This is a genomic window from Desulfobulbaceae bacterium, assembly GCA_015231515.1.
Taxonomy (GTDB): domain Bacteria; phylum Desulfobacterota; class Desulfobulbia; order Desulfobulbales; family VMSU01; genus JADGBM01.
This window is the reverse complement of sequence record JADGBM010000006.1, coordinates 17,411-31,909: the sequence shown is the minus strand read 5'-3', so window position 1 is coordinate 31,909 and position 14,499 is coordinate 17,411. Positions and strand designations below refer to the sequence as shown.

The 14,499-nt window shown below is 42.6% G+C and carries 16 protein-coding genes and 1 pseudogene; 7 read left to right on the top strand and 10 right to left on the bottom strand.

Going from position 1 to position 14,499, the window contains the following annotated elements:
• Position 1: 1 nt before the first annotated feature.
• On the bottom strand, positions 2–478 hold the full coding sequence (locus tag HQK80_02140) for a YaiI/YqxD family protein (protein MBF0221020.1): 477 nt from the start codon (positions 476–478) through the stop codon (positions 2–4).
• 349 nt (positions 479–827) lie between these two features.
• On the opposite strand from HQK80_02140, the gene HQK80_02135 reads away from it, so the two are divergent.
• The 5 genes and pseudogenes from HQK80_02135 to vanZ all read left to right on the top strand — a co-directional run bounded on the left by HQK80_02135 (position 828) and on the right by vanZ (position 5,260).
• Positions 828–1,808 carry a transposase gene (locus HQK80_02135; protein MBF0221019.1) on the top strand — a complete coding sequence of 327 codons (981 nt, stop codon included), beginning with the start codon at positions 828–830 and terminating at the stop codon, positions 1,806–1,808.
• 266 nt (positions 1,809–2,074) lie between these two features.
• Positions 2,075–4,042 (top strand): cation:proton antiporter, encoded by a 1,968-nt coding sequence (locus HQK80_02130; protein MBF0221018.1) that lies wholly within the window; start codon positions 2,075–2,077, stop codon positions 4,040–4,042.
• A 116-nt stretch (positions 4,043–4,158) separates the two neighbouring features.
• Positions 4,159–4,407: pseudogene (locus HQK80_02125) on the top strand (DUF3124 domain-containing protein).
• Positions 4,359–4,865, top strand: a complete 507-nt coding sequence (locus HQK80_02120) for an SEC-C domain-containing protein (protein MBF0221017.1) — start codon at positions 4,359–4,361, stop codon at positions 4,863–4,865. Before HQK80_02125 ends, HQK80_02120 begins: the two are co-directional and overlap by 49 nt.
• Positions 4,866–4,897: 32 nt before the next feature.
• The gene (gene vanZ / locus HQK80_02115) at positions 4,898–5,260 is read left to right on the top strand and encodes a VanZ family protein (protein ID MBF0221016.1); all 363 of its coding nucleotides are present in this window, start codon (positions 4,898–4,900) and stop codon (positions 5,258–5,260) included.
• Here vanZ and HQK80_02110 read toward each other — a convergent pair.
• Complete coding sequence (locus HQK80_02110) at positions 5,207–5,815, bottom strand: hypothetical protein (GenBank protein MBF0221015.1); 609 nt, start codon at positions 5,813–5,815, stop codon at positions 5,207–5,209. The genes vanZ and HQK80_02110 overlap by 54 nt on opposite strands.
• Positions 5,816–5,936: 121 nt before the next feature.
• On the opposite strand from HQK80_02110, the gene HQK80_02105 reads away from it, so the two are divergent.
• Positions 5,937–6,155, top strand: coding sequence for a zinc ribbon domain-containing protein (locus tag HQK80_02105; protein ID MBF0221014.1), 219 nt, complete (start codon positions 5,937–5,939; stop codon positions 6,153–6,155).
• Positions 6,156–6,199: 44 nt separating this feature from the next.
• Here HQK80_02105 and HQK80_02100 read toward each other — a convergent pair whose 3' ends face one another.
• The 8 genes from HQK80_02100 to pgl all read right to left on the bottom strand — a co-directional run bounded on the left by HQK80_02100 (position 6,200) and on the right by pgl (position 13,446).
• Entirely contained in the window at positions 6,200–8,500 is a 2,301-nt protein-coding gene (locus HQK80_02100) for a U32 family peptidase (GenBank protein ID MBF0221013.1), read from the bottom strand.
• A gap of 11 nt (positions 8,501–8,511) precedes the next feature.
• The gene (locus HQK80_02095; GenBank protein ID MBF0221012.1) at positions 8,512–9,888 is read right to left on the bottom strand and encodes a sensor histidine kinase; all 1,377 of its coding nucleotides are present in this window, start codon (positions 9,886–9,888) and stop codon (positions 8,512–8,514) included.
• 71 nt (positions 9,889–9,959) lie between these two features.
• Complete coding sequence (pyrR, locus tag HQK80_02090) at positions 9,960–10,487, bottom strand: bifunctional pyr operon transcriptional regulator/uracil phosphoribosyltransferase PyrR (GenBank protein MBF0221011.1); 528 nt, start codon at positions 10,485–10,487, stop codon at positions 9,960–9,962.
• Positions 10,488–10,513: 26 nt separating this feature from the next.
• A complete protein-coding gene (locus HQK80_02085; GenBank protein ID MBF0221010.1) occupies positions 10,514–11,089 on the bottom strand; it encodes a phosphoribosylglycinamide formyltransferase in 576 nt (191 codons plus the stop codon).
• 13 nt (positions 11,090–11,102) lie between these two features.
• On the bottom strand, positions 11,103–11,717 hold the full coding sequence (locus HQK80_02080) for an IMP cyclohydrolase (GenBank protein ID MBF0221009.1): 615 nt from the start codon (positions 11,715–11,717) through the stop codon (positions 11,103–11,105).
• On the bottom strand, positions 11,704–12,129 hold the full coding sequence (locus HQK80_02075; protein MBF0221008.1) for an RNA-binding protein: 426 nt from the start codon (positions 12,127–12,129) through the stop codon (positions 11,704–11,706). The genes HQK80_02080 and HQK80_02075 overlap by 14 nt, the downstream gene beginning before the upstream one ends.
• 85 nt (positions 12,130–12,214) lie before the next feature.
• Positions 12,215–12,574: a PilZ domain-containing protein gene (locus HQK80_02070; GenBank protein ID MBF0221007.1), complete on the bottom strand. Its 360-nt coding sequence runs from the start codon at positions 12,572–12,574 to the stop codon at positions 12,215–12,217.
• A 131-nt stretch (positions 12,575–12,705) separates the two neighbouring features.
• Positions 12,706–13,446 (bottom strand): 6-phosphogluconolactonase, encoded by a 741-nt coding sequence (gene pgl, locus HQK80_02065; GenBank protein MBF0221006.1) that lies wholly within the window; start codon positions 13,444–13,446, stop codon positions 12,706–12,708.
• 192 nt (positions 13,447–13,638) lie between these two features.
• On the opposite strand from pgl, the gene HQK80_02060 reads away from it, so the two are divergent.
• Positions 13,639–14,496 (top strand): HDOD domain-containing protein, encoded by an 858-nt coding sequence (locus tag HQK80_02060; protein ID MBF0221005.1) that lies wholly within the window; start codon positions 13,639–13,641, stop codon positions 14,494–14,496.
• Positions 14,497–14,499: the final 3 nt, after the last annotated feature.

Below are 14,499 nucleotides of genomic sequence, written 5' to 3'. Positions count from 1 at the left end.
ATCATAGCTCGGCTGAGCCATCACCTTTCTGGCTGAGATATTTTGTCAGTATTTTGTCAAGCTGGCCGGCAAATTGTTTTCGATCGTTTTGGCTGAGGGCAGATGGCCCGCCAGTATCAATTCCACTGCCGCGCAAACTATCCATAAAATCCCGCATACTCAGCCTATCTCTCACATTTTCAGCTGTATAGAGTTCACCTCGTGGATTAAGAGCAATCGCGCCCTGATCGACTACTTTGGCAGCCAAGGGAATATCGCTGGTAACAACAAGGTCGTTGATCGCAACTCTTTTCACAATTTCATTATCGGCCACATCAAGACCGGCAGTCACTTTGAGAAAACCAACAACACGTGACTGCGGAACGCGCATAAAATGATTGGCAACAAGAGTTAGTTGCACACCAGTGCGCTCTGCCGCTTTACATAATATATCTTTAATCACGGCCGGGCATGCATCAGCGTCTACCCATATTTTCATGAAACACCACTCACAATTGACACTCGCTATTAAATTAGGTTATCCGGATTAGTATGTTGAGTGCCCTTATCAAGAAAAAAGTCTCCAGAATTTCGTATAAATGATAATACCGTAACTTTCCCTACTTACTCAAAGGAAAAAATCTTTCTAAAATTATGTTCACCTCTATTGATTTCAAACCAGTTGATCTGTGCCGAAAAACAATATTCATTACAAACAAAACTAATATTGATATATTTGCAAGGGTGAGGGGTCAGGGTGAGGGGTCAAGTCCGCTCTTGACTTTAACACAGGGTGAGGGGTCAAGTCCGCTCTTGACTTTAATGGCTATAGTTGATATAGATTTTTTATGTCGAGACCGTTACGCATAGAATATCCTGGAGCCTGGTATCATTTAATGAATCGGGGCCGGAGGGCTGAAGCAATATTTGAGGACGATGCAGATCGCAAATCATTCATCAAAGTTCTTCAAGAAACGGTTGATAGTTGGAACATTAGAATATCGGCTTACTGTCTGATGTCAAACCATTACCATATTTTGGCTCAAACGCCGGACGGAAACTTAGCCCGCTGTATGCGCCATATCAACGGGATATACACTCAGCGGTACAATCGGCGGCATAAGAAGGAAGGACAGTTGTTCCGGGGGCGTTATAAGACAGTGCTTGTGGAGGCAGACAACCACCTCTTGGATGTTCTGAGATATATTCATAGGAATCCCATTTCGGCAGGTATAGTGGAAAATCTCAATGACTACCCTTGGAGCAGCCATCATGGTTACGTGTCACCGGCGAAAAATTGGCAATGGCTGAACAAAGCCTATTTGCTTTCAATGCTTAATGATAAAAAAAGCAGGCGGAAGGCCGCATATATCGATTTTGTATGCAATGGTGACTCTGAAGAGATCAAGCGTTTTTATTCTTTAAAGAACCTGCCGTCGATTCTAGGCGACGATTCGTTCAAAGAATTCATTAAGGAGAAATTCTCTCACTTGGGCTTCCGGGTCGAAGTTCCAGAGTCGAAGATTCTAGCGCCAACGGCAAACGCGGTAATTGCAGCGGTGTGTAAATACTACAAGACAAATCAGGACAATCTTTTTGCTTCAAGACGGGGGAGTGAGAACCTTCCCCGGAATATTGGGATTTACCTGGTTCGTCGTCATTGTCGGGAAACGCTCCCGTGTGTTGGTCGATATTTCGGCATCAACAATTACAGTACGGTAAGTACTGCTGTCGAGCGGATTAAAACCAAGCTGAGTGGGGATAAGAAATTACAAAAATCTATATTGGAAATAGAGAATATACTACATAAGAGCCAAGAGCGGACTTGACCCCATTTCTTTCCAAGAGCGGACTTGACCCCATTTCTTTCTCCATTTCTTTCTCCACCCATTTCTCACACATTTCCACCCATTTCTCACATTTCTACATTTCTAATCCATTTCTCCATTTCTGCACATTTCTGCATTCATTTCTGCATTTACTGCTTAAATAATATTACACTGGAACACCAGTTTGCATATTCTGTAAGTACTTGATATTATAAGACCGCATTACAGGTCGTTGTGAATTATTTCTTTGAAGTGAGGTAAACTGAGTGGGTATAGCTGCTGATATTATCATCATTGTGGTTGCCGCCCTGATTGGCGCGCTTATTGCCCAGCGGCTCAAGCAACCGTTGATTCTGGGTTATATCGTTGCTGGGGTAGTAGTGGGCCCACACACCGGCGGATTTACAGTTGGTGATATTCATGAGATCGAACTCCTAGCTGAAATAGGCGTGGCCCTTCTTCTCTTTGCTCTTGGGTTGGAGTTTTCTATCAGTGAGTTAAAGCCGGTTAGAGATATTGCCCTCTTTGGAACCCCGATACAAATTCTGCTCACTATCGGTTTTGGCTTTTTTCTTGGCAGACATTTAGGATTTTCTCCAACCCAGGCATTATGGTTTGGTGCCTTAATTTCACTTTCAAGCACCATGGTGACCCTGAAAACTCTTATGAGCAGAGGGCTTGTTGGCACCCTTTCCAGCCGGGTAATGATCGGCATGCTTATTATCCAGGATCTGGCCGTCATTCCGATGATGATTGTCCTCCCTCAACTAAGTAACCCAGAGGCCGGTCTGCCTATCTTGGCCGTCGCCATCATCAAATCTATAGTTTTTTTGGCCTTGATGTTTTATTTGGGCAGAAAGCTGCTCCCTTGGTTGCTGGCCCATGTCGCGCAGTGGAACTCTAGAGAGCTTTTCATTTTATCCATAACCGCCATAGGTTTAGGGGTAGGCTATGCCACATACCTTTTCGGGCTCTCTTTTGCTTTAGGCGCCTTTGTTGCCGGAATGGTTTTGAGCGAGTCTGATTATGGTCATCAGGCCCTGAGCGACATTACCCCCCTCAGAGATATTTTTGGTCTTTTGTTTTTCACATCGGTCGGTATGCTTCTCGACCCGATATATCTATTCCAAAACTGGGTACAGGTCCTCTCCCTCTGTTTAGCCATCGCTGTCTTCAAAGGTGCAATTTTCTCCGTGCTGGCGATGCTGTTCCGCTATGTCAATATTGTGCCAATCGCCGTCGGTCTCGGTTTGTTTCAGGTTGGTGAATTTTCCTTTGTGCTTGCCCGATTGGGTCTTGAAACTAAATCTATTAACCAGGAGATGTATTCTCTTATACTGGCCGTGTCGGTATTGAGCATGATGCTGACCCCTTTAGCGTCGGCAATGGCCGCCCCCCTTTACAAACTAAAGAAGCGCCTGTTTATACATGAGCAGTTGCAAACAGAGAATATCCCTCATTCCGGACTTAAGGAGCATGTTATCATTGCCGGTGGCGGACGAGTAGGACAACACATCGCCCAGGCCCTCTCGCAACTCGCTATCCCTTTTGTCATCATTGAGTTTAATCATCAACGAATGCTTGAATGCAAAGCGGCAAAATATCCGGTCATTTACGGTGATATAAGTCACTCAACTGTTCTTGAACTTGCCAAGGTGGATTCTGCCAAACTGCTACTGATTACCACCCCAGAGGTCACGACATCGCAATCCATTGTACAACAATCACATCAGCATAATCCCAAACTGCATATCATCGCCCGGGCTAATGGTATCGATCAAACTCGGGCATTATATGAAAGTGGAATATATATGGCTGTATTGCCTGAGATGGAAGCAGGGTTGGAAATTGCGCGGCAAGCGCTTCTTCATTTGGATATCCCGGTAAATGTTATTCAACAATATACTGACGCTGTTAGACAAAACCTGTATTCACCAATTCATCAATCTCAAGAAGGACATGAACTTTTAACAAAACTTGGCAACATAAGAAACATGATGGAAATCTCATGGGTAACTATTCCACCCGGAAGCCCCCTGGCTAATACTAATTTAGGGGAGGCCGCCGTTCGAACCAAAACGGGGGCGTCAATTGTGGGTATTGTCCATGGAAAAGAGTTTTATTCAAATCCTAAAGTTGATTATATCTTCCAAAGTGGTGACCTGGTTGCGGTGGTTGGCAATACATTAGAACGTAATGCATTTAATAAATTAGCGGGAGCTTCAGAGGTTTAATGAAAGGGAGAAACATGCGAAGATTTTATTTTTTAATGCTGTTGTTCATAGTTTTTGAGGTTGACAGTAACAGTGAGTATCAGAAATATTGACCCAAAGTACTCGGTTAAAGTTACGACGTAGATTATTACGAAACGCAGGGGAAGCTCTTGAGAAAGTTCTTGAGCTCATCGGTTGTTTTACAACCATTAGAATCAATACGACAATTATATCAGGCAATAACACAACGAGTCGTATCATTCTTGCATTTTTATGAGTTTAGAATATATTCAGAACTGTTAGCAAAAATTATTAAAACTATACTGGGTGAATTTACATGGCTAAAATTGGACGCAATCAACCCTGCCCTTGTGGCAGCGGCTTAAAATATAAAAAATGCTGTTTAAAAGATAAACCGATAACAACTACTGCTGCTCCCAAACAAAAGATTTCGGTTACCGAAGAGATTAAGCATCTTCAAGAATTAGCTGTAAACCGGAAAGAGTCAATTAAACTAATTGGGGTTTTTATTTTTGTATCTACTGCCAACGGCGATGGTTGGCTCTTTGAGCTTTCAGAAAAAGATGCCGTACTTGTAGCAAAAGATGGCGTTACGATTGATGTGGATATTGAAGAATCAGACGAAACGATTGAGATAAACTGGTCGCATCAATTTGTTGTCAGCAAGGGTAAGGTCATCACCACCGCATACGCCGACCAACAAGAAGAAACACATGACAACTTGCCTGCTGCAGCAATTAAAGACGCCCTTCTACAGATGGAAAAAACCTTTTCCTCCGATCTCCTCAACAGTATTCATCTGAGTGATGACAAAAAAGAGTAACTGAACAGTACCCTCCCCCGCCTAACGTCCCCATGACATCAGGAGTTCGCTACCTACCTGCGCTTGGTGTCATGGTCACCATATTTATCGCCTCTCACATACCTGGCGATAAACTCCATCCCCCTAGTCTCCTTGGATACGATAAATTTTGGCATGCCCTTGAATATGCTGTTCTTGCACTAACACTACTCTATGCAGGCAAAAAAAAACCGTCATCACGACAGAACATATTTATTTTGTTTTTTTGCGTCGCCTATGGCATTTCAGATGAGATCCATCAGCTGTTCATTCCATTACGCGATGCCAGCATTCTGGATGTCTGGGCTGACAGTGTAGGGGCTTTACTGGCCATTTGTGGATGGAATTTCTACCATCGGCGGAGGCGCTGTCCTTGAAAATTGTTCAACATATAAACTTACCACACAGGCGCTTTGAATCGGCATCACAACTAACTGTAACAATTTCAGAGGAGGCAGAAACAGAGCCAGGAGATTAATGATAAGCGTTGGCAACACTGCTAACATAGCGATGAAGACAAAATGCCTAAAAAACCCTTTTTCCTGAACCTTCTTTCTACTTACCGCCATAGCTTGTGATAATGGCATATTGGTATCTATCATCAGAAGTAGTACATAGATCCACCAGGTCATCATTACCAGACCAGGAATGACCAGCAACAAAAAACCAAAAATAGTAAGAATACTCACCAGTATAAATGAGAACAGATAGCCCAGGCGCTGAAAACCAGCAAACAGATCGTTTAACACTGGTTTCTGATCGTCTCTGACAAATTTCAGAACACCAATAAAGTAGCCGCCAATAATCGGACCAGATAAGAGTCCAATGGTTGCAACATTCATTACTAAAACTATTAAGCTGCCAAGAATCGCATATAAGGGCTCTTCTTTAATAAAACGAAATGCATTACGCAGATGAGTATCAATATCCATTTTTTGCTCTACCTACAAAAATGTTTTTGAAGTTGACAGCTGAGGTGGACATTCATACTGTACAAACTCACAAGCTGTCGACCGGGTTTCAAACATAAAGCTCAAATTTCAGAGGGGAAATATGCCTATATACGAATATCACTGCAATACGTGTGAAGTTAATTTTGAGAAGATCGTTTCATCATCAACTGCAACTGAGCCAATCAACTGCGAAAAGTGCTCGAGTCAAAATGTAGTTAAAAAAATTTCCGTTGGTAATTATCGTCTTTCATCATCAACGGCAACCACCATCCCGTCTGGTGCCCTCTCCGGCTGTTCATCCTCATCGGGATTTTCCTGAGCATAATTCACCTGACTCGTGTGGTCAGAAATACAAAACAGGGGCTAAAACAGTGTTCCATTATAGTTAAACGTACTCAGCCTTCGATGTCTTTTTTTACCTGCAATGCGGCTCAAAACCTCTCCCAGGGGATCACGAACCTGAGCCGTATTGGTAAGATCGACAACACCGTAACCAACACCAAGTTCATGAAGTTCCCCGATATAATCAAGCAGCGAAAAAGGCTGCTGTGAAATCACCTGGGTCACACCTTCAACCTCTTTCAGGAGAAATGACTCCCCTTTTGGGCTGATAAGCTCTGCTGACGTTTTAAAAACATCCAGACTAGCGCGCGCAGTGAGTAAGGACGGAAAGCCATAAACAGTCACTCCTTTTTCTATCCTGCCATTTGCAGCTAAAGAGGAAACAACCTGCCGATCTGCTTCTATGGCAATTTGAGCCGTTCTTAAACCCTGGCGCTGGAGCTCTTCTAATGAATAAGAATTTATACAGTTAAGGGTATAGTTACCGTGATAAGTAACCTTCTGATAACGAGGTTTACGACTTTTAATCTTTTTACCAGGGAAGCTCACTGGCAACGGATCAGCCCCCTGACTCCTGGAGTAATCTTCAAAAAAACCACTCTGGCTAAAATGGCCCAATTGCCAGTCACAATAGCCTTTATTCAACAATAGGCTAATTGCCTCACGATAAAACCTGACATTTGCTTCATGAATTACCGGCGGCAGAGACCAGCAGATCATTTTTGGAGAAAGGCCGGACACACCACTTCTCTTGAATTGGGAAAAGCTGTCATGGGTCAACAAAACAACGATGCGAGAAAAGAAATGGTCTCTGGGCAGTTTTCTCAGCTGTATAAAACTATCTACCTTAAGCCATAGCGGCAACGCAGGTCTGAAGAGTTTTTTATCAATTTTATGCGAGACATCTTTTTTTCGAGAAAAGCCTTTGCTCATGTGGCGCTGTGGAGTATCCACTCTTCTATTGGGGGTTGGACGAGGGAGTGAAACTACCGAAGAGAGCTCATCAGTGATCGTTTTAATACGCTTCCGACTTTTTTCTTTAACGATATCTTTTTTAAACTGTTGCCAATTGACCTGTTGTGGTTGGGCCGCAACGAGACGTGAATCTGCCGTATCAACTTTATAGACTGGATCACTTGATTTGGCAGAAGCGGGTACTTCGATGGAAACCTGCGTTTGTTTGGTGGCTGAACTAACAGGTTTCTGGGCAAGCCATATATTACGGACAGTAAAAGAGTTTCTTTCACCGGAATCCTCAGAATGAATCCTCAGCCTATCTCCAACCTCAATATCTGCCTGTAAATCCAGAACAGCTTTATTGCCAGATATTTGAGAAATACTGCCCATAAAAAGACCAATATTTCCAGAATGATGCGATGAAATAATATCTTCCTGCTGGGGCAGGGAAAAAAATCCGGCTGAGGTTTTCCGCCCCATAGCCCGAGCAAGGTAGCCCTGAGCCGTTTCAAGGGAATCAGCGGATGAGTCGTGGTCAATGACGAGGCGATAGGCCTTAACAACATTTTTAATATATTGAAGACTGCGCATGCGACCTTCGATCTTTAAGGAGTTCACCCCAGCCTCTTGAATTGCCTTCAGAAAGTGGATGCCGTTCAGGTCGTTCATGGAAAAGAAATAACCATTCGGACTGCCCTTGTGTTTGCCCTTCCAACTATATTTTCGTCGGCAGGGCTGAACACATCTGCCGCGCAATCCACTTTTGCCCCCCAGAAAACTACTGGCCAGACACAGACCTGAATAGGAAAAGCACATTGCCCCATGGACAAAGACCTCAAGCTCTGCCCGGGAAACACCACCGGCGGCCTCTATTTCAGAAATGCCCATTTCACGAGCCAAAACTATGCGAGCAAAGCCCATGTCGGCCATTTTCTTAACGGCAAGGGAGTTATGCGCGCCTAACAAGGTACTGGCATGGAGTCGAAGTCGCGGGAAATAGCGTCGGGCAATCGAATAGATACCAAGATCCTGAATAATAACTGCGTCAACACCAATCCCCTCAAAGATAGAAAGAGAAGTAACTACAGCACCAAGTTCATCATTTTTAATCAATGAATTCATCGCCACATACACCTTAACACCATTCTTGTGAGCAAATGAAACAAGGGCAGCTATCTCTTCAAAACTAAAGTGCTTAGCCAGGGCGCGGGCATTTGCCATAGGTGCACCGATATATATAGCATCGGCACCACTTTGAACTGCGGCTTCAAAAACCTCAATGGTTCCTGCCGGGGCAAGCAGTTCGAGCTTATCCAAAAGGTGGCTGGGTTTCTGGGTTTCAGGAAAGGGCTGGGTTTCTAGCAAAAAGAACCTTCTTATTTGGGAAGAAGCGGCAGAACGAAGAAAAAATTGTTTCCTCCAGGTGTAGGCTCATATCCAACTTGACCACCGTGAAGTTCAACAACATATTTAACAAAAGCCAAACCATGGCCACTACTGTTCAGATTATAACAGTTATTCCCCATAAATCCGTCTATGAAAATTGATTGTGCGTCATAGTCATTAAGAGTTGGACCGGTAGAAAAGACATTGAGTTTAATTCCGTCATGACCAGGGGCAAAATGATCCGGCATAATTTTACGCCCATAAGCAATCGCCTTCCTGGGTCTATTGTTGTGATCAATTATGGTCTCAGTATACTTAACAGCATTAGAAAAAAGATTGGCATACACTTGAGATATCAGGCCTAAATCAACGTGCAGTTCAATCTCCTCACTATGCAGATCAACTGGTGTTTCAATATAGATGCCTCGAGATATCATCCTCTTCCGGTAATGCTCCAACTGAGGGTGAAGAATATCTTTGTCGAGTCTACAGTTTTGGGGGTGAAGTACTATTCTACCTTCCTGAAAATGATCCCTTCTGAACAAACTTTCCAGGAATAAACTTTGGTTTCCGTGATGTTTGTCAATCTCTTCATATGATGAGGACAGGTTTTGTTCGATTTGAGTTATCTGACGGATCATCTTGTGACACATATCAGTGTCGCTACCAGTTGAGTTTTTATACTCCTCGATTGTCTTAACAATTTTACTCAGTTCGCCAATCTTATTCCTCAACTGCTTAAACAGGTGCTTATAATACATATTGGGCACGATAACATTGTGCTCGATGTCACTGACTAAATTGTTAATAAACTTAATGTGCGTAATATTCTGCTGAGCAAGAAGGCGTTTACGGAGATTATAGCCAATCCTGTTGGTGTATTTAGTAAAGAAAAATTTATCCGATTTTGTCAGCTTGGCTAAAGGAAAGACTTCAAAAATCCCAATGACACCAACTGAGTCAGATTTTTCATTATTTTCGACGGAGTGAAGAGGTTTACTGTAGATCGGTACCAGGTATGAGTTCGCATCTTCATAGGCGGCATCCGTCAACTTAACATAGGACGGTGGTGACAATGGCGGCTCATGAATACCGTATTTACTGTCACAAACAAGGGACAATCCATCACGCATATCATTTAAGAGATACAGTCTGCTATCAACGTCAAAGAACTCAAAGGGAACTGTTACGCAAATCCTATATAAATCTTGAAGTGAATCAAACTCCTGAGATAAGTCAAAAAAGGTTTTTAATATATCATTTTTCTTTCGACTGAAATCGTAGACGATATAATCATGACGTTTTTGTTTAACCCTTTCTTTGATCTCAGCCAAATCAGGATGCGCTTCTTTTTTATTTATGCCCATAGGAGTGTTCAAAAGACAAATAATAGCGTTATGTTTTGGACAAAATGTATCGAATCGTAAATGAGATATACCTATCTCTTGTCATCCCAGACAAGAAGAACTTCGTCATGTCCATCCTTCTCCTTGAGTAAAACATCAACATGCTCATTTATGTTTTCCAGCACCTCATGACCGACATAATTAGCCTGTACAGGAAGTTCACGACCGCATTTACGATCAATAAGCACTGCTAACTGTATTGACCGCGGTCTGCCAAAATCCATAATAGCATCAAGGGCAGCCCGAATAGTTCTTCCGGTAAAGAGAACATCATCAACAAGCACAATGGTGAAATCTTCAACGGTAAACTTAATATCGGTCATTTTCACCATTGGGTTCTGGGCTGCAAGACTCCAATCATCTCTATACAGCGAAATATCCAAACTACCAATAGGCACATCTGTTTTTTCCTGCTCATAGATAAGATTTTTAATCCTATCAGCAAGATAGACTCCACCGGTATGAATTCCGACTATAGCAAGATTTTTGACACCATTATTCTGCTCAATAATCTGCAGTACAATTCGAGCAAGAGAACGATCCATATCAGGAGCAGACATTATCTGCCGATTAAAAACTGTCACAGTTAGTTGGCCTCCGACCAGAAATAATCTATACCTTTTTCCGTTACTTTATTAACAGCTTCGGGAAAAGCACTACACTCCGCCTCAAAAACTTTAGCGGCAATATCCTCGGGCGTATCCTCATCGGCTAACGCCACACATTTCTGCACGACAATGGGACCATCATCATATACCTCATTGGCAAAATGCACGGTACAGCCGCTAACCTTCACCCCTTTACTTTTAACGGCACGATGCACTTTCATACCATAGAAACCATCGCCACAAAATGCTGGTATCAAGGATGGATGCACATTCAAGACGGACTTCTTTAGTTTTTCCGGTGGCGTATATAATTTCAAGAAACCAGCCAAAAGAACCAAATCGACAGCATAGTCGTCAAGAATATCGTTAATCGATCGATTATCTGCTGCGTGAAAGGCAGGATACCCATACTTCTCGGCCTTTTCTAAGCCAAGCACACCAGCCTTGTTTGAAATAACTACCTCGATACTGCCCTGCATTGTGCCGTTTCTGATACACTCATGAAAATTATCAAGTGTACGCCCTGTCCCGGATAAAAGAACCGCCATTTTCATACTATCACTCCAATTAAGAAAAGTGTGGGTTCGTATCAACATCTACCTTTTTTAGCCACTCAATTATTGCAGTGTCATATTTACTGGTAAGATCAAAAACCTTACACATCAAATAAAAACGTGTTTTCAATGTGGTGTTACCATGCGCCTTAATCTCAGAAATAACCAGAGGATAATCAGCAGGATCGACAATTACGGTGATATCTTGAAAGTTCTTGGCAGCTGCCCGAAGCATAGTCGGGCCACCTATATCGATATTTTCAATGGCATTGGCCAAGGTACAGCTGGGATCAGAAGTTGCCTTATCAAAGGCATACAGATTGACCGCAATCAAATCGATTGGTTTGATTCCATGCTCAGCCATTTGCTGCTGATGTTTTTTATTATCCCTCTGGGCAAGAATTCCTCCGTGTACTTTAGGATGTAAGGTCTTTACACGACCGTCAAGCATTTCCGGAAAGCCGGTGAAATCGGAAACACCAACAACATTGATACCATGCTCACGAATTTTCTTAGCAGTTCCGCCTGTTGATAGAATTTCTATACCAAGATCATCGAGGTCTTTGGCAAAACCTTCTATTCCAGATTTGTCTGTCAGACTAATTAGTGCCCTTTCAATTTTCTTCATCGCGTAACTCCATTATTTCAGATTTTCGGGTAAAATTTATAATAAGGCGCCTATCACGCTTACTCGGCCTTTTCTGGGGGCCATAATTTCCATTGATAGTTCGCATCAATCGCTTTTGCTCACTACTCTCCTCTCGAGACTTAATGCTATCGGGAGTTTCGGTGTAAAGCGCAACAGCTTCTTTTGCGGGTCTCCTTTTATCATTGAGTCCATCAACAATCACAGTACATGTAACCTGGCCCCGTTGAATAACCAGTTCATCACCAATCTGGACTGTTTTAGCAGCCTTAACACGTTTAGCGTTACAATGAACCTTCCCGCCATTTACGGCCTGAGTGGCAATTGAACGAGTCTTGAAAAAACGGGCAGCCCACAGCCATTTATCAAGTCGTACCGTTATCGTTTCGCTCATTTCAGACACTATCAGACTTTAGGTAAGCGAGAGTTGCCAGGTGCCAAAAGGATCTGACTTGAGTGTATAAAAAGCCAAAAATCATTCATTCAGTCCAGCGTCCCAGTTCCTTAATCATTCGATCACGGTCTGGTGCGTTATGAAGCATCATCTCCTTAAAAACTTCATAATATTTGATTAAAATAAAATCAAATTCAAAACCAATTCCTCTCATATTTGAATGAATCAGCTTGCAGGTAAACTCAACACGCGACAACAAAACCAAACTTACATAATCACCTTTCTTTAAAGGCGGAACTGCCTCTAACTCAACAAAGGCTCCGCCAAAACTAATATTACGTGTTTGTCCGGATAACACAATATCGTGGGGCAATTTCAGTTTTGCCTTAAACGGTACCGACAGTCGGGAATGTCGCCGACGCTCTTCGCTGTCTTTCTTGCTCATGCTCCTACTCGTTAATTGGCATTGCCTGATTGATCCACTCGAAACATTTATTCGAGCAGCCTTTCATGCAACCCTGGTTATAATTATAATCTGTAAAAAGGTTACCCTGCTTAACTGGGTCAAGTCACTATTTAAGCAATATACCAGATGAGCTGATTTTGGGGAGCAACCATTGATGCTGGAATCAGGCAATTTTTAACGTTTGAACCGATAAAAGACTCAAGAACTTTAATTTTATCTTTACCATTTACCATAAAAACAACTGTATCTGCACTATTTATAAGTGGAAGCGTAAATGTCAACCGGGGAACCGGCGGGTTGGCAAACTCCGACTCTACAGCAGCGATAAGATTTGCATCCTGAAGGGCTGGATGCCCTGGGAATAATGATGCCGTATGGCCATCAGCCCCCATACCAAGCAAAATAAGATCAAACCGGGGATACCTGTCTGCCTTTATATACTCTGAGCAATCTGCATCTTGAGCTGAAAAATAATCGCTTATAATCTGTTGATACTGAACTGCTGCCTCTGCACAGTTTTTAGCCTCTGTCGGCGCCCTGAAAATATGATTTTCAGGGACAGGCAAATGCGACAGCAACGAGTCAAAGGCCATTAAAAAATTACTGGCTGGATCAGTTGGAGGCACAAATCGTTCATCACTCCAGAAGAAACGTACTTTCGCCCACTCAATCGAATGTCGATACCTATCATTAGATAACACTTTAAAAAGACCAACTGGTGTTCTCCCTCCTGACAAGGCAATTGTATAGCTGTCACTTTTGGTCAGCACGTCTTTAGTGTGATTTTCAATAAAAGTTGCAATCGCGTAATGACATTCATCTAGAGTTGAACGGTTAACAGTTTTTTTCATTTTCTGGAAAGCCCCTCAATCAACAGTTACACATGTAAAGATCCTTATTTGCGGTTTATCCGGATTAGGTCTTAATTGACATTGTTAATTTCTGTATGGTAAACATGATACTGTTTAAAATACCATTGTTGCAGAACTTAAACAATACGGTCGTTTTGCCGATATCGCCAACTCTAAGAAAGACAAGTAGCCATGTCAATAGAACTAGAATTTATAAAAAAAATAGACAAGTTAATCCCCCGCCCGGAGATAGCACTTGAGGTTTTAAAGACGGCCAATGAGTCTGAGTGCAGCATTCCTGCTTTATCAAAAATTATCAAGCAGGATCCAAGCCTTATGGCAAACATGTTAAAGCTTGCCAACTCTGCCTATTTCGGCCATATGCAGGAGATCAACTCAATAACTGACATTATTGTCAGGCTTGGTATCGACACTGTTAAGATGCTGGCGATCACCTCCGCCTCGGTTGGTGTTCTGAACTCTCCCCAACAGGCCTACAACCTTGAGCCAGGCTTTCTCTGGAAACATTCCTATGCCTGTGCCATGCTTTCATCTATTATTGGAAAATGGGCAAAGTACACGGCTGTTTCAACTCTCTATACCTCTGCCTTGCTGCATGATGTTGGCAAAATAATTCTGAACCGACCACTTCAGATTGAAAGCATGAATCGAGGAGAGGAACTTGACCCCAAATCATCCATTCTGGAACTTGAGCAGTTCCTACTTCACACAAATCATGCCAAAGTCGGTGCGGTTTTGTTAAAAGAGTGGGGCCTTCCAGCTGACATAGTCAGTCCAGTCGAGTCCCACCACAACCTGAAAGCGTGCGGCAACAGCTTGAACAACCAGATTGTCTACCTTGCCAACTATCTCACCGAGTCAATGGGCATTAAGGCATCAACACCAGACAGTTATTTCTTTACGGTTGAAGAGGATTTTTCAGCTAATAAAGATCTGCCGAATATTCCATCTTTTAAAGAAAACATGGAATCAATTATTTACGAGTTTTATGAGAAATTTAACGACACAAGTACATTGCAGTTTAGCTGATCT

Coding starts and splice junctions, on each gene's coding strand:
- HQK80_02140 (MBF0221020.1), bottom strand. CDS start 478: ATGAAAATATGGGTAGACGCTGATGCATGCCCGGCCGTGATTAAAGAT.
- HQK80_02135 (MBF0221019.1), top strand. CDS start 828: ATGTCGAGACCGTTACGCATAGAATATCCTGGAGCCTGGTATCATTTA.
- HQK80_02120 (MBF0221017.1), top strand. CDS start 4,359: ATGGCTAAAATTGGACGCAATCAACCCTGCCCTTGTGGCAGCGGCTTA.
- vanZ (MBF0221016.1), top strand. CDS start 4,898: ATGACATCAGGAGTTCGCTACCTACCTGCGCTTGGTGTCATGGTCACC.
- HQK80_02110 (MBF0221015.1), bottom strand. CDS start 5,815: ATGGATATTGATACTCATCTGCGTAATGCATTTCGTTTTATTAAAGAA.
- HQK80_02105 (MBF0221014.1), top strand. CDS start 5,937: ATGCCTATATACGAATATCACTGCAATACGTGTGAAGTTAATTTTGAG.
- HQK80_02095 (MBF0221012.1), bottom strand. CDS start 9,888: ATGGGCATAAATAAAAAAGAAGCGCATCCTGATTTGGCTGAGATCAAA.
- pyrR (MBF0221011.1), bottom strand. CDS start 10,487: ATGTCTGCTCCTGATATGGATCGTTCTCTTGCTCGAATTGTACTGCAG.
- HQK80_02085 (MBF0221010.1), bottom strand. CDS start 11,089: ATGAAAATGGCGGTTCTTTTATCCGGGACAGGGCGTACACTTGATAAT.
- HQK80_02080 (MBF0221009.1), bottom strand. CDS start 11,717: ATGAAGAAAATTGAAAGGGCACTAATTAGTCTGACAGACAAATCTGGA.
- HQK80_02075 (MBF0221008.1), bottom strand. CDS start 12,129: ATGAGCGAAACGATAACGGTACGACTTGATAAATGGCTGTGGGCTGCC.
- HQK80_02070 (MBF0221007.1), bottom strand. CDS start 12,574: ATGAGCAAGAAAGACAGCGAAGAGCGTCGGCGACATTCCCGACTGTCG.
- pgl (MBF0221006.1), bottom strand. CDS start 13,446: ATGAAAAAAACTGTTAACCGTTCAACTCTAGATGAATGTCATTACGCG.
- HQK80_02060 (MBF0221005.1), top strand. CDS start 13,639: ATGTCAATAGAACTAGAATTTATAAAAAAAATAGACAAGTTAATCCCC.